This window comes from Microbacterium azadirachtae (assembly GCF_000956505.1).
Taxonomy (GTDB): Bacteria; Actinomycetota; Actinomycetes; order Actinomycetales; family Microbacteriaceae; genus Microbacterium; species Microbacterium azadirachtae_A.
The window spans coordinates 21008-35723 of record NZ_JYIX01000036.1; the positions used below are offsets into that span (position 1 = coordinate 21008).

The window sequence follows — 14716 nt, forward strand, 5'->3', positions numbered from 1 at the left end:
GTTGAGGGGCGGGGCAGTCAGAATCGCTGCACACGCTCCCTCCACTGAAAGCAGGCAGCATTCCATGAGCGAAACGACAAAGGCGCCGGACTCGCACCCGATCGACGACGACGCCGCAGCCCTGGCCGCCCTGGGCTACAAACAGGAACTGCATCGGGGGATGTCGGGGTTCAGCAACTTCGCCGTCTCCTTCTCGATCATCTCGATCCTCGCGGGGTGCATCACCTCCTACGCCATCGCCCTGAACTCGGGCGGCCCTTCGGCGATCACGATCGGCTGGCCGGTCGTCGGCGTCTTCGTGCTCATGGTCGCCCTCGCCATGGCGGAGGTCTGCTCGAAGTATCCGACCGCCGGCGGTCTGTACTTCTGGGCCGGCCGCCTCGCCAAGCGGAACAAGCGCCAGTGGGCGTGGACCGTGGGGTGGTTCAACTTCCTCGGCGAGGTGGCGGTGACCGCGGCCATCGACTTCGGCGCGGCGACCACGATGATGGCGTTCGCGAACCTCGTCTGGGGCATCGAGCCGACGCCGCAGACCACCTTCGCCCTCTTCGTCGTGCTGATCGTGGTGCACGGGCTGCTGAACACCTTCGGCGTCAACATCGTGAGCCTGCTCTCGAACGTGTCCGCCTGGTGGCACATCGTCGGCGTGCTCGTCATCGTCGGCGCCCTGTGGATCATGCCCACCCAGCACCAGGACGTGGGGTGGACCTTCACGCACTGGTACAACGGCACCGGCTGGTCGTTCGGTCCGTACGTGTTCCTCATGGGTCTGCTCATGGCGCAGTACACGTACACCGGCTACGACGCCTCCGCCCACGTCGCCGAGGAGACCAAGAACGCCTCGATCGCTGCGCCCAGGGGCATCGTGATGAGCGTCGTGATCTCGATCATCGGCGGCTGGATCCTGCTCTTCTCGATCACGGCGGCCATCCAGGACGGCAGCGACAAGGGGATCCAGGGTCTGCTCGGATCCGGGACGGGCCTGCCTCCCGCGCAGATCTTCCTGGACGCGCTGAACAACCCGACGATGGCGAAGTTCCTGCTGTTCATCGTCTGCGGCGCGCAGTTCTTCTGCGGCATGGCCTCGGTCACGGCGAACTCCCGGATGAGCTACGCCTTCTCGCGGGACAACGCGATCCCGGGATCGCGGATCTGGGCGAAGGTCAACAAGCGCACCGGCACGCCGACCAACTCGATCTGGCTGTGCGTCGTGCTGTCGATCATCCTGACCACGCCGGCACTGTTCAACACCACCGCCTACCTGGCAGTGACGTCGGTGGCGGTCATCGGCCTCTACATCGCCTACGTGACACCGGTGTTCCTGCGCCGACTGGACAAGGGCTTCGTCCCCGGACCTTGGAACCTGGGCAGATGGAGCGCGATCGTCGGCTGGATCGCCGTCGTCTGGGTGGTGCTCATCATCATCCTGTTCGTGCTCCCGCCGGTGAACCCGATCACGATCGACACGTTCAACTACGCGCCCGTCGCGGTCGTCGTGGTCGCCCTCCTCTCGATCGTGCTGTGGTTCGCGTACGGCAAGCGCGACTTCATGGCGTCCAGCGTCGAGGCCGAGCATCTCACCATGTCGCCGGACAAGCTCCTGGAGGAATGATCACGATATGACCGACGCGATGGACTCTCCTCTGGTGGATGCGGCGCTGCATCCGGTCCGCGGCCACATGGCCTTCGAGAGCTGCGTGGAGCAGCTCGGATCGGCCATCAGGCTCGGGATCTTCCGGGTGGGGACGAAGCTGCCCGGCGAGCGCGAGCTCGCAGAGAAGCTCAGCGTCTCCCGCGCCACCCTGAGAGAGGCCATCAGCGCCCTCCGTGCCGCCGGGCTCGTCACGACGACCCGGGGGCGCGGAGGGGGCACCGTCGTCCTGCCGGCCGCAGAGCGGTGGCCGGCCGACCAGACCCCGCCGCGCCGTGCGGAGATCGACGACGTGATCGTGTTCCGCTCCGTCATCGAGCCGGGCGCCGCCTACCGGGCGGCGCAGACTCCGCTGGACGAGGCGCAGCGCACGCTCCTCACCGACAGCCTCGCCGACCTCGCCGCCGCCGAGACGCCTGCCGACTACCGGCAGGCGGACGCCCGGCTGCACCTCGCCATCGCGACGGTCTGCGGATCCGACGAACTGTCCCGCTCCTGCAGTGCGGTGCAGGTGCGGATCCATCAGCTGCTCGCCGAGATCCCCTTCCTCAAGACCAACATCGACCATTCCGAGACCGAGCACCGCGCGATCGTCGCCGCCATTCTGGCCGGCGCCGCCGACCGGGCCCGCGACATCATGACCGCGCACTGCGACGCCACCGCCGCACTCCTCAAGGGACTTCTGAAATGACCCGCAACCCACTCGACCTCCCCGCTCGCAACGACCGCATGCTCACCGTCGACCAGCTGCGCGGGCGCATCCTCGACGGCTCGCTCGACACCGTGATCCTCGCGTTCACCGACATGCAGGGGAGACTGCAGGGCAAGCTCCTGCACGCGCGCTTCTTCCTCGACTCGGTGCTCGGCCACGGCACCGAGGGATGCAACTACCTGCTCGCGGTCGACGTCGAGATGAACACGGTCGACGGCTATGCGCACGCGTCGTGGGCGGACGGCTACGGCGACATGGAGTTCGTGCTGGACCTCGCGACGATCCGTCTCCTGCCGCACCGGCCGGGAACCGTGATGATCCAGTGCGACCTCGCGGGGACCAACGGAGTCTCCGTGCGGGTCTCGCCGCGGGAGATCCTGCGCGCGCAGACAGAGCGCGCCGCCTCCCACGGCTGGAAGGCGCTCGCCGGGACCGAGCTCGAGTTCGTGATCTTCAACACCCCCTACGACCAGGCCTGGGACACCGGCTATCGCGACCTGGAGCCGGCCAACCGCTACAACATCGACTACTCGATCCTCGGATCCACGCTCGTCGAGCCGCTGCTGCGCGAGATCCGCAACACGATGTACGCCTCGGGGCTCAACGTGGAGTCGGCGAAGGGGGAGTGCAACTTCGGTCAGCACGAGATCGCCTTCCTCTACGACGAGGTCATCGCCACGGCGGACAACCACACGTACTACAAGACCGCCTCGAAGGACATCGCGCGGCAGCACGGACAGTCGATCACCTTCATGGCGAAGCCGAACCAGCGCGAGGGGAACTCCTGCCACGTGCACATGTCGCTGCGCGGCAAGGACGACGACGCCCTGGTGTTCTGGGACGCGGAGCGCGGGGCCCGCACGGCGCTGTACGACCACTTCATCGCCGGCGTGCTCGCGACCATGCGCGACTTCACGCTCTTCTACGCCCCCAACATCAACTCGTACAAGCGGTTCGTGAAGGGATCCTTCGCGCCGACCGCGGTGGCCTGGGGCATCGACAACCGCACGAGCTCGGTGCGCCTGGTCGGACAGGGCAAGGGAGCACGCATGGAGAACCGCCTGCCCGGCGGGGACATGAACCCGTACCTGGGACTCGCCGCCATGCTCGCAGGCGGTCTATACGGCATCGAGCACGAGCTGACGCTGGAGCCGGAGACGAAGGGCAACGCGTACGAGTCCGGCGCCCCGACGGTGCCGTCCACGATGCACGAGGCGCGCGAGACGCTCGCGCAGTCCGCCATCGCGAACGAGGTCTTCGGCGAGGACGTGGTGCGCCACTACGTCAACTACGCCGACGTCGAGATCGCGGCCTTCGACGCGGCGGTGACCGATTGGGAGCTGCGCCGCGGCTTCGAGCGGCTGTGAACGGGTTCATCGGAGATTTCGAAAGGCTGAGCGCATGAGGATCCCTTCTTCCCGCCACGGCGCCGCCGGCGTCTTCACCGTCCTGAACCCCGCGACCGGACAGCCGGTGGGGGAGGTCGGACTCGCGGACCTCGCCGAGACCGACGCGGCCATCGATCGGGCCCACCGCGCCTACCCCGCGTGGCGGGCGATCGCTCCCGGCGATCGCGCCCGGCTGCTGCGGTCGTTCGCGAGCGTCGTCGAGGCGCACATCGACGAGCTCGCCGCCCTCGAGGTCGCGAACGCCGGCCACACGATCGGCAATGCGCGCTGGGAGGCCGGCAACGTCCGTGACGTGCTGAACTACTACAGCGCGAGCCCCGAGCGGCATTTCGGCAAGCAGATCCCCGTGGCAGGCGGGATCGACGTCACGTTCCACGAACCGCTCGGTGTCGTCGGCATCATCGTGCCGTGGAACTTCCCGATGCCGATCGCCGGCTGGGGGTTCGCTCCCGCGCTCGCCGCAGGCAACACGGTGGTGCTCAAGCCCGCCGAGCTCACCCCGCTGACCGCGATGCGCCTCGGTGAGCTCGCCCTGGAGGCCGGACTCCCGGAGGGCGTCTTCACGGTCATCACCGGCAAGGGCAGCGTGGTGGGGGACCGCTTCGTCACGAATCCGCTCGTGCGCAAGGTGTGCTTCACCGGATCCACCGAGGTGGGCAAGGGGATCATGCGCGGCTGCGCCGATCAGATCAAGCGCGTGACGCTCGAACTCGGCGGCAAGAACGCGAACATCGTGTTCGACGACGCGGACCTCGAGGCGGCGGCCGCGGCGGCCCCGGGCGGAGGACTCGACAACGCGGGCCAGGACTGCTGCGCCCGCTCCAGGATCCTCGTGCAGGAGAACGTGTACGACCGGTTCCTCGAGCTGCTTCAGCCCGCGGTCGAGGCGTTCCGGGTCAAGGATCCGTCCGCGGAGGATGCGGAGATGGGGCCGATGGTCTCGGCGCGGCAGCGCGACGCGGTCGCGGCGCACCTGGACGGCGCCGACATCGCGTTCCGCGGACAGAGCGCCGCGGGCGCGGACTGGGACGGGGGGTTCTGGCTCGCCCCCGCGGTCGTGCTGCCGCGGAGCGCGAGCGATCCGGTGTGGGCGCAGGAGCTCTTCGGCCCGGTGCTCGCCGTGATGCCGTTCCGCGACGAGGCCGACGCGATCGCGAAGGCCAACGACACCGAGTACGGGCTCTCCGGATCCATCTTCAGCCGCGATGTCGGCCGCGCCCTGCGCGTCGCCCGCGGCGTCGAGAGCGGCAATCTCTCGATCAACTCGCACTCGTCCGTGCGCTACTGGACCCCCTTCGGCGGGTTCAAGCAGTCGGGGCTCGGGCGCGAGCTCGGGCCGGACGCACCGGACTCCTTCTCCGAGGTGAAGAACGTGTTCATCTCCACGACGTACTGAACCAAGACGTACGGAACCAAGACGTACGGATCCAAAACGTACGGATCCAAAACGTACTGAACCCTCCCCACACAGCGAAAGGCAACACAGGAATGGGAAAGCTCGAAGGCAAGGTCGGCGTCATCACCGGCGGCTGCAGCGGTATCGGACTGGCGACGGCGAAGAAGTTCGTGGCGGAGGGGGCGAAGGTCGTGATCGGCGACCTCGATGAGGCGAACGGCCCCCGCATCGCGGAGGAGCTCGGCGGGGTGTTCGTGTCCGTGAACGTCACGGATCAGGCCCAGGTGGAGAACCTCTTCAAGGTCGCGCACGACACCTACGGTCGCATCGACATCGCCTTCAACAACGCCGGGATCTCGCCGGCGTCGGACGACTCGATCCTCAAGACCGGGATCGACGCGTGGAACCTGGTGCAGGACGTCAACCTCACCAGCGTCTACTACTGCTGCAAGGCCGTGCTGCCGTACATGCTCGAGCAGGGGAGCGGATCCATCATCAACACGGCCTCGTTCGTGGCGATCATGGGCGCGGCGACCTCGCAGATCTCCTATACGGCGTCCAAGGGCGGCGTGCTCGCGATGACGCGCGAACTCGGCGTGCAGTTCGCCCGCAAGGGCATCCGCGTCAACGCGCTCTGCCCCGGTCCGGTGAACACCCCGCTGCTGCAGGAGCTCTTCGCGAAGGACCCCGAGCGCGCCGCGCGCCGGCTCGTGCACGTCCCGATGGGGCGCTTCGCCGAGCCGGAGGAGATCGCGAACGCGGTGGCGTTCCTCGGCAGCGACGAGTCGAGCTTCATCACGGCGATGGACTTCCTCGTCGACGGCGGCCTCTCGAACGCGTACGTGACGCCGCTGGATTCGGACTTTGACTGAGCAGCGCCCTGTCGTCGGGCTCACGACCTACCGCCAGGAGGCCTCTTGGGGCACCTGGCGGCAGGTCGAGGCCGACCTCCTGCCGAGCGACTATGCGCGCTCGATCGAGCGGGCCGGCGGCGTGCCGATGCTGCTGCCGCCTGTGGCGGCTCCGGGGGCGGCGGGCGATGTGCTCGCGCGCGTGGACGGGCTCCTCATCGCGGGCGGAGCGGACGTGAACCCCGCCCGCTACGGGCAGGAACCCGACCCGAGCGTGGTGCGCTGGTACGACGATCGTGACGCGTGGGAGCTCGCGCTGCTCGCCGAAGCGGAGCGGATCCGTCTGCCTCTCCTCGGGATCTGCCGCGGAATGCAGCTCATGGCGGTCGCGGCCGGGGGGACACTCGTGCAGCATCTTCCCGACGTGGTCGGCCACGACCAGCACGGGGGAGGACCGACGTCCTACGGCTCGGCCTCGGTGCGCGTCGATGCAGAGGGACGGGTCGCGGGGCTGGTGGCGCCCGAGATCGCGGTCCCCGTGCACCACCACCAGGCGGTCGCGCAGCATCCCGGTTACCGCCCTGTCGCGCACGACGCGGACGGCGTGCTGCAGGCCATGGAGGCCGAGGGGGATCGGTTCGCCGTCGGCGTGCAGTGGCATCCGGAGACCGATGACGATCCCGGTCTGTTCGACGGGCTGGTCGCGGCGGCACGCGAGCGCGCCGCCGCGCGCCGCTAGTCCGCGAAGACTCCGGCGACGGCATCGGCGATCTCGCGATCGCGTCGGGCTCCCGCGATGCCGTCGCGCTCGGCTCCGCTGATCAGGAACGCGAACGAGTAGCCGTGGTCGGGATCGGCGAAACCGAGCTGCCCGCCGAATCCGGGGTGGCCGAAGGTGCGCGCCGAGGTGCACGTTCCGTGGTGGCGCACGGGAAGACGGAGCCCGAGCGCGGGCAGCTCCGCGTAGGGTACGCCGTCGCCCGCGATCGTCAGACATCCGACCGTCCTGTTCGCAGGGGCGCCACCGCGTCCCTCATCGGCCAGGACGTTGCGGCTCTCCCGCGTCGCGCTGTTCAGGACGTCGTCGTCCCACAGCGCGGGGCGACCGTGCAGGAGCGCCTGGTAGAAGAGCGCCAGCGAGGATGCGTCGGAGATCACCCCTCCGCCGGGCACGCCCGCCGCGATGAGGGCAGGATCCCGCCCGATCCCGAGGGCGAGGGCGTTCACCGCGTCCAGCTGGGCGGAGGTGAGCGGCTGACCGAGCGTCGCCTCCGCGAACGCGAGGTCATACGCCCCCACCAGCTCGGCCGGCTCGATGCCGTGCTGCGCAGAGAGAGGCACCCCGAGCTGCATGCGATCGAGCCCCAGGGGATCGAGGATGAAGTGGCGCAGGGCTTCGCGATGGTCGAGTCCCGTCGTGCGTCGCACGATCTCCGCGAGCACCCAATGGGCGGAGACGGGGTGATAGGCGTAGGCCGTGCCCGGCGCGGTCTCGAGGGATGCCGCGGCGAGCTCTGCTGCGCGACGTGCCGGGTCGATCGCGCTGTCGCGGGCCGGCCAGCAGGACGGGATGCCCGCCGTGAACAGGAGCAGCTGCTCGATCGTCACGTCGTGCTTCCCGCCCGCGGCGAACTCCGGCCACAGATCGGCGACGCGGGAACCGAGATCGAGCGTCCCTGCGCTCGAGAGATGCAGGATGAGCGAGGCGAAGACGGGCTTGCTCGCCGAGAAGATGCAGAAACGCGAGTCCGCGTCGGCGTGACCCAGGGCGCCCGCGTGCACGACGCCGCCGTTCATGGCCAACGCGTACTGCGCGGCAGGGGCTCCGCTCTCCTCGACCACGCGGGCGAGGGTGGCATCGAGCTCGGAGATTCTCTTCTCGGTGATCACCATGCGGTGCTCCTTTCGGATCGGCTGCGGATCGCGGCGGTGCGCACATGGGTGCCGGCGCCGACGTGTTCGGGGGCGGCGCCGGGGAGGTCCAGCAGCGCGCGGGTGCCGACCGGCACCTGCACCTCGACGGTGAGGACGCCGTCGGCCGCCCGCCAGGACACGGCGATCCGCCCGTGCGGACTCAGGTGTGCCGTGGCGCCCTCGGTGAGGTCCTCGTGCGGCCTCGGCGCGACGACGAACTCCGACCAACCAGGGGCGGTGCGACGGAGGCCGCCGATGTGCTGATGCATCCAGTCCGCCACCGCTCCGAATGCATAGTGATTGAACGACGTCATCTCGCCGGGATGGATGCGTCCGTCGGGCAGCATGCTGTCCCAGCGCTCCCAGATCGTGGTCGCTCCCATCCGAACGGCGTACAGCCAGGACGGGGCTTCGGTCTGGCGCAGCAGGGAATACGCGTCGTCGTGCGCTCCGACCGCGCTCAGCGCGTGGAGCACGACCGGGGTGCCGACGAAGCCGGTGCCGATCCGATGGCCGTCTGCGCGCACGAGCCGCACCAGTTCGGCTCCTGCCCGCGCCCGCAGGCGGCTCGGGAGCAGATCGAAGTGGAGCGCCAGTGCATACGCGGTCTGCGAGGGGTGCAGAAGCAGCCCTGATCGGTCGTCGAGGAAGCGCCGCCGGAGCGCCCTGACCACCTCATCGGCCAGGGCGGCCCAACGGCGTGCGTCCTCGTGCCGTCCCAGCACCTCTGCGGCCTCGGCGAGGAGCCGGGCCGAACGGGCGAAGTAGGCCGTCGCGACGAAGGCGGGGTCGGTGCGCCCGGCGGCCGGGTCATCCGCGGGCGCGCTCGGGTCGAGCCAGTCGCCGAACTGGAAGCCGGTGTCCCACACCCGCTCAGCACCGGCGAGCCGCTGCACCTGTTCGCCCCATGCGCACATGCTCGGATACTGGCGTTCCAGGAGTCCCGCGTCCGCGGTGGCCTCGTAGAGCGCCATCGGCACGATCACGGCCGCGTCGCCCCAGACCGCGGCCGGCTGCGGATCGAGCCCTGGCAGGTGCCGCACGTGGTCGGGGATCGGCAGTTCCGGCACGAAGTACGGAACCGTGCCATCCTCCTTCTGCTCCGCGGAGAGGTCTTCGAGCCAGGAACCGAGCAGGCCGGCGCAGTCGTAGAGATAGGTCGCGGTGGGTGCGAACACCGCGATGTCACCCGTCCAACCGAGGCGCTCGTCGCGCTGGGGGCAGTCCGTGGGGATGTCCACGAAGTTGCCGCGCATGGCCCACACGACGTTCTCGTGCAGCCGGTTCAGCAGCGGATCGGAGCAGGAGAACCACCCGGTCCTCGTCATGTCGGAGTGGACCACGACGGCTTCTAGCGCCTCGGCATCCGGTCCCTCGCCCGGCCAGCCCGTCACTTCGACGTACCGGAAGCCGTGGTAGGTGAAGCGGGGCTCCCAGGTGGTGGCGCCGCGGCCGTCGAGCACGAGAGAGTCCTCCGCCGACGCCGTGCGCAGCGGACGCGTCCCCAGTTCCCCGTCCTCGAGGACCTCGGCGTGACGCAGCCCGATGCGCGTGCCGGCCGGTCCGTCGACCTGCACCCGGACCCAGCCCACGAGATTCTGTCCGAAGTCCACGAGGGTCCGCCCTGCCGGGGACGTCCAGATCCGCCGGGCGGGGAGCGTCTCCGTGGCCCGGACGGGGGGTGCGCTGGGAGCGACCAGGCGTGCGGAAGGGGCCTCGTGCACCGTCACCGGCCGCCAGCCGTCGGCGGAGGTCCAGTCCACATCGAGGCGCGCGTCCCAGGTCTCGCCGTCGTAGAGCCCTGCGGTGCGGACGGGACCCGAGCGCCATTCCCAGGAACCGTCGGTGCCGTGCACTTCGCGGCGGCCGTCCGAGAAGTCGAGCTCGAGCTGAGCGAGGAATCCGATCCGGGAGCCGTACACCTCTTCGCGGGCGATCAGCGGAAAGCCCAGTCTGCCGCGGTACCAGCCGTCGGCGAGGAGCGCGCCGATCGTCAGACGGCCCTCCCGTGCGTAGCGGGTCAGGTCGTGGGTCCGGTAGCGCAGCCGGTGGTGGTAGCTCTGCCACCCGGGCTCCAGGAGGGCGTCGTCGATGGGCGCCCCGTCGACGGTCACGGTGTAGAGGCCGTGGGCGCTCGAGCGCAGCCGGGCGCGGACGACCTCGCCGTCGACCTCGTAGATGCGCCGCACGACGGGAGGGGGCTCGGTCGAGGACGTGGTCGGAGCGCCGACGAAGGATCCGACCCATTCGGCCGCTTCGAGCAGGCCCACCTCCACGAACGACGGCGGGCTCCATCCCGAGACCGTGCCGTCGTCGAAGACGACGCGCACCTGGAGGGAGCGGCGCTCGCCCGAAGTCAGGTCCTGCGCCGGCCACGGCTCCAGGACACCGGCAGAGCCGGCGAGCACGAAGACCGCCTCCTCCCCGGCATCCGCCACACGCAGCTCGCACGAGACGGCCGCAGCTCGGTCGGGGCGGATCGGCCGCGTCCAGGACAGTCGAGGCCGGCGCTCGCCGATGCCCAGCACGTTCGGTCCGAGGTGCTCGAAGCCGACGGGCGACGGCGCGAGATCGTCGCGGACCCGCGCGGTCATCCCTTCACCCCGCCTTCGGTGAGCCCGGCGAGGACGCGGCGCTGGGCGACCAGGTAGACGACGATGAGGGGCAGGCTGGTCATGATCACATGCGCGAACACGAGGTTCCAGTTCAGCGTGGTGGTCGACGCCGATGCGAACGAGAACAGCGTGAGGGGCAGGGTCGCGTTCGCAGAGGTCTTCAGCAGGAGCAGCGCGAAGAAGAAGTCGTTCCACACCTGGATCACCAGGAGCACGCCGCCCACGAACAGCGTCGGCCGCAGCAGCGGCAGCATCACGGAGACGAAGATGCGCAGGCGGTGGGCGCCGTCGATCGCGGCAGCCTCCTCGAGCTCGACCGGGATGCTGCGCACGAAGCCCGTCGTCAGGAAGACGATCAGCCCCATCCTGGTGCCCATCATCATGAGGGCGTATCCGGCGATCGACCCGTCCAGGTGAAGGGTGGAGAGCAGGAAGAGCGTCGGGATCACCGCGGGAGGCAGAAGGATCGAGAGCGAGGTGATGTAGAAGAAGACCTGGAACGAGCGACGGGTGCTGCGCGCATAGCCCCAGGCGGCCATGGCCCCCATCAGCAGGACGACGACGATCGTCGGCACGGCCACGAGTGCGCTGTTGCGCAGACCGACGAGATAGTGCCCCTTCGTGAAGACCGCGGCGTAGTTCTCCACGAGAGCCCACTGCTCGGGCAGCGCGAGAGACAGGTCCGCCGCCTCCGCCGGCGACTTGAACGAGTTCACCACGAGGAGCCAGAACGGGATCACGATCCACGGAACCGCGAAGAGCGAGATCGCGGTGTATTTCAGGACGCGGCGGAGCCGGATCATGCGATCTCCCGTCGACGGAGCCAGGCCACCAGGGGCAGGGCGATCAGCACCACCAGGATCGTGACGGTCAGGCTCAGCGTGCTCGCCGTCCCGAAGTACGACTGCCCGAACTGCTGCTGGACGGCCACGTTGAGAGTCTGCGTCGAGACGCCGGGACCGCCGGAGGTCGTCGACGCGATGATGTCGTACGCGCTCAGGGCTCCGATCAGCGTCGTGACCACGTTGAAGGTGAAGGCCGGTGCGAGAAGCGGGAACACGATGCGCCAGAACCGCTGCGACGGAGAGGCGCCGTCGATCTCCGCAGCCTCGAGCAGGGACGCGGGGATGCTGTTGAGCCCTGCGATGTACACGAGAGTCGCGATACCGGACCATTTCCAGGCGTCGATGAAGGCGACCGTGACGAGAGCGGCGACCGGATCGCCGAGCCAGGCGAGGTCGAACCCGGGGACGAACACGCCGATCGCATCGTTGAGCGCCCCGTTCGGTGCGACGATCGCGCGCCAGATGTATCCGGCGGCGAGGGGCGAGATGAGCACCGGCAAGAAGAACAGCGAGCGGAAGAAGGCGTTGGCGCGCGTCGTCTCGCGCAGTGCGTTGGCGAGGGAGAGCGCCACGACGTTCTGGATCACCATCGCGATGACGGCGTACACCAGCGTGATGATGATCGCGTTGCTCAGAGTTCCGGATCGCCACAGCAGGATCCAGTTGGCGAATCCGGTGAAGCGGATGTCGTTCGAATAGCCGCTCCAGGACGAGAACGCGAACGGCAGGTTCAGCACGAACGGGATGAGGAAGAACAGCACGACCAGGACGAGAGAGGGGAGTGCGAACCACATCCAGCCTGCTCGGCGGCGAGTGCTGCCCGCCGCCGAGCGGGGCGCCGAGGCGATCACCATCCGGGCAGACCAGCCGCCGTCGACGCCTGCTCGACCGCGGCCTGCACGGTGCGGGCGGCGTCCTCCGGCGTCGTCTGGCGGGCCAGGAGCTTGGAGGTCTCGGTCGCCAGCGCGCCGAATCCCGCGACATTCGAGTTGAAGGCGATGCTGGAGTCGCCTTGATAGGCCGACTGGTAGCTCAGCTGGAGCTCGGAGAAGCCCTTCGGCGTCTTCGCGGTGTCGATCACGGGGAACGAATTCCCGTTGTCGACGAGCTTCTGGTAGCCCGCCCCCGTCGCGTACTCGATGAAGGAGAGCGCGGCCTTCTCCTTGGCGGCGTCGCCGGTCTTGGGTGCGTAGTAGGTGCCCAGAGGTCCGCCCGCCCAGGAGGCCACAGGCGACGACGACGACACGGGGACGAAGCCGACGGCCGCCGAGAGGGCGTCAGGGGATCCGCCGGCATCGGCGAGGAGCGACGCATAGGTGTCGGAGTGCAGCGCGGTCATCGCCGCCTTGCCCTCGAGGACCGCCTTCAGGCCGTCCTCGAACGTCGCGGAGGTGGCGTCCGCATTGAAGCAGCCGCGGTCACGGAGTCCGGCGTACGCCGTCAGGCCCGCGAGGAACGGGCTGCCCGCGGCGTCCAGCGCCTCCTTGTTGCCTCCGATGGCCGCGCCGTACTCGTTGCCGGAGTTGTGGTCGGCGACGTAGAGCAGGGGCAGGACCTGGGTAGGCCACACGCTCCCGCCGGATTCCCAGATCGGTGCCACTCCAGCCGGCTTCAGCGCCGTGCAGAGCGTACTGAGATCGTCGAAGCTCCGTGGCGGCTGGAGGCCGTGATCGGCGAGCACGGCCTTGTTGTAGTAGATCCCGAAGACCGAAGGGAAGCCGGTGACGGCCGCGTACACCGTGCCGTCCAGGGATCCCATGGAGGCGTACAGGTCTCCCGATGCCTTGACGAACTCCATCTGGGTCAGGTCCTGCATGTTCTTCGCAGGATTGAGCGTGAGCAGGTTGGCGACGGTCGGATGGAACTCGAGCAGGTCGGGTCGATCTCCGGTGGCCCACTTGGTGAGGATGGTCGTCTCGAACGAGTCGGAGGGGACGTCCACCAGCTCGATCGCGATGCCCGTCTTGGCTTCGAAATCCTTGTACAGCTGGAGGAGGGCGGGGGAGTCCGCGGAGTTGTGCCACATCGTCAGCGATGTCGGCTCCGTGCCGCCGTCAGCGGGCGCGGTGCACCCGGCGAGCACGAGGGAGGCGCCGGCGGCTACGGCCCCGGCGAGCAGTACGCGAGTCTTCATTGGTCACTCCGTTGGGTCCAGCGGTCGGGTTTCAAAGATTGACTAGAACGTTCTTCTAGACCGTTCTAGTGGCATAATCTAGGGAAGCCGCCGACTCGCTGTCAAGCATTCGATCCATCGAGTACCGGGGAGGATGAAGAGGGAGCATGACCGACACCAAGCCCGCTGAGCGCAGGCCGACCATCCGCGACGTCGCCGCGCGGGCCCAGGTCTCCACGGCGAGCGCCTCGCTGGTGCTGCGCAAGGCGCCGGGCATCAGCGATGAGACCCGGCAGCGCGTCGAGGCGGCGATGAAGGAACTCGGGTACCGCCCGATGGCATCGGCGCGAGGGATGCGCGGCAAGACGTTCACGCTCGGCGTGCTCGTCTCCGACATCCAGAACCCGTTCTTCGGCATGCTCCTCGACGGCGTCGCGGCCGCCGTGGCCGGATCCGGCTACGAGCCGCTCGTCGGCCCCGCCGGTCCGACGCGCGCGACGCAGAGCAGGATGCTGGAGGCGATGCGGGACCGGCAGATGGACGGACTCGTGCTCATCGCGCCCCATCTGCGGGAGGACGACCTCGAGGACGTGGCCAGGCACATCCCGACCGTCGTGATCGGTCGCCATGGTCCGGCCGACTCCTTCGACACCGTGGCGGGGGACGACGCCCTGGGCTCGCGTCTCATCGTGGACCATCTGGTGGCGCAGGGGCACCAGCGCATCACGTATGTGACGCACTCCGGACCGGATCCGGATGACCACAGGCGCCCCGAACTCGTCCGAGAGCGCGGGTACCTCGATGCCATGCGCGCCCACGGGCTGGACGAGTTCATCGATGTGGTCCCGGCCGAGTGGAGCCTGGAGGGAGGCAGACGGGCCGGGGAGCTGCTGCGCGGCAGGGACCGACAGCCCACGGCGATCCATGCCGGAGCGGACATCGCGGCCTTCGGCCTCATGGCCGAGCTGTGGACCGACGCCGGCGACCGGAGGCCCGCACTCGTCGGGTACGACAACACGCCCACGGCGGCACTGCCGCCGGTGGGGTTGAGCTCCGTCGACCAGTCGGGCTTCGAGATGGGACGTCGTGCCGCCGAGCTGCTTCTTGAGCGGCTCGACGGGCGCGCCGAGGCCCGCCATCTGGTGACGACACCGCGGCTCGTCGTCCGTGCGTCGTCCCAGCGCGACGCCCGCTGATCCGGCGGTCCGGC

12 protein-coding genes are annotated in these 14716 nt (G+C 69.0%); 7 read left to right on the top strand and 5 right to left on the bottom strand.

Annotated features, from left to right (window positions below):
* The first annotated feature begins 64 nt into the window (after positions 1–64).
* The 6 genes from RS86_RS11420 (at position 65) to RS86_RS11445 (ending at position 6758) form a co-directional block, all read left to right on the top strand.
* Positions 65–1612 carry an amino acid permease gene (locus tag RS86_RS11420; protein WP_045272392.1) on the top strand — a complete coding sequence of 516 codons (1548 nt, stop codon included), beginning with the start codon at positions 65–67 and terminating at the stop codon, positions 1610–1612.
* Positions 1613–1619: 7 nt separating this feature from the next.
* Positions 1620–2342: a FadR/GntR family transcriptional regulator gene (locus RS86_RS11425; protein WP_052680221.1), complete on the top strand. Its 723-nt coding sequence runs from the start codon at positions 1620–1622 to the stop codon at positions 2340–2342.
* Positions 2339–3730, top strand: coding sequence for a glutamine synthetase family protein (locus RS86_RS11430; protein WP_045272393.1), 1392 nt, complete (start codon positions 2339–2341; stop codon positions 3728–3730). Before RS86_RS11425 ends, RS86_RS11430 begins: the two co-directional genes overlap by 4 nt.
* A 34-nt stretch (positions 3731–3764) precedes the next feature.
* Positions 3765–5168, top strand: coding sequence for an aldehyde dehydrogenase family protein (locus tag RS86_RS11435; protein WP_045272394.1), 1404 nt, complete (start codon positions 3765–3767; stop codon positions 5166–5168).
* Between the two features lie 92 nt (positions 5169–5260).
* On the top strand, positions 5261–6040 hold the full coding sequence (locus tag RS86_RS11440) for a 3-oxoacyl-ACP reductase (RefSeq protein ID WP_045272395.1): 780 nt from the start codon (positions 5261–5263) through the stop codon (positions 6038–6040).
* Positions 6033–6758, top strand: a complete 726-nt coding sequence (locus RS86_RS11445) for a gamma-glutamyl-gamma-aminobutyrate hydrolase family protein (RefSeq protein WP_052680222.1) — start codon at positions 6033–6035, stop codon at positions 6756–6758. The genes RS86_RS11440 and RS86_RS11445 overlap by 8 nt, the downstream gene beginning before the upstream one ends.
* On the opposite strand, the gene RS86_RS11450 is transcribed toward RS86_RS11445, so the two are convergent.
* Genes RS86_RS11450 through RS86_RS11470 form a run of 5 tightly spaced genes read right to left on the bottom strand, consistent with a single transcriptional unit; the run spans position 6755 to position 13527 of the window.
* Positions 6755–7912: a serine hydrolase domain-containing protein gene (locus RS86_RS11450; RefSeq protein ID WP_045272397.1), complete on the bottom strand. Its 1158-nt coding sequence runs from the start codon at positions 7910–7912 to the stop codon at positions 6755–6757. The genes RS86_RS11445 and RS86_RS11450 overlap by 4 nt on opposite strands.
* Entirely contained in the window at positions 7906–10527 is a 2622-nt protein-coding gene (locus tag RS86_RS11455) for an alpha-L-rhamnosidase (RefSeq protein ID WP_045272398.1), read from the bottom strand. The genes RS86_RS11450 and RS86_RS11455 overlap by 7 nt, the downstream gene beginning before the upstream one ends.
* Positions 10524–11351 carry a carbohydrate ABC transporter permease gene (locus RS86_RS11460; RefSeq protein WP_045272399.1) on the bottom strand — a complete coding sequence of 276 codons (828 nt, stop codon included), beginning with the start codon at positions 11349–11351 and terminating at the stop codon, positions 10524–10526. The genes RS86_RS11455 and RS86_RS11460 overlap by 4 nt, the downstream gene beginning before the upstream one ends.
* Positions 11348–12187, bottom strand: a complete 840-nt coding sequence (locus tag RS86_RS11465; protein ID WP_200892801.1) for a carbohydrate ABC transporter permease — start codon at positions 12185–12187, stop codon at positions 11348–11350. Before RS86_RS11465 ends, RS86_RS11460 begins: the two co-directional genes overlap by 4 nt.
* 53 nt (positions 12188–12240) lie before the next feature.
* Positions 12241–13527: an ABC transporter substrate-binding protein gene (locus tag RS86_RS11470; RefSeq protein WP_045272401.1), complete on the bottom strand. Its 1287-nt coding sequence runs from the start codon at positions 13525–13527 to the stop codon at positions 12241–12243.
* Positions 13528–13673: 146 nt separating this feature from the next.
* Here RS86_RS11470 and RS86_RS11475 point away from each other — a divergent pair, with 146 nt between their 5' ends.
* The gene (locus RS86_RS11475) at positions 13674–14702 is read left to right on the top strand and encodes a LacI family DNA-binding transcriptional regulator (protein ID WP_045272402.1); all 1029 of its coding nucleotides are present in this window, start codon (positions 13674–13676) and stop codon (positions 14700–14702) included.
* Positions 14703–14716: the final 14 nt, after the last annotated feature.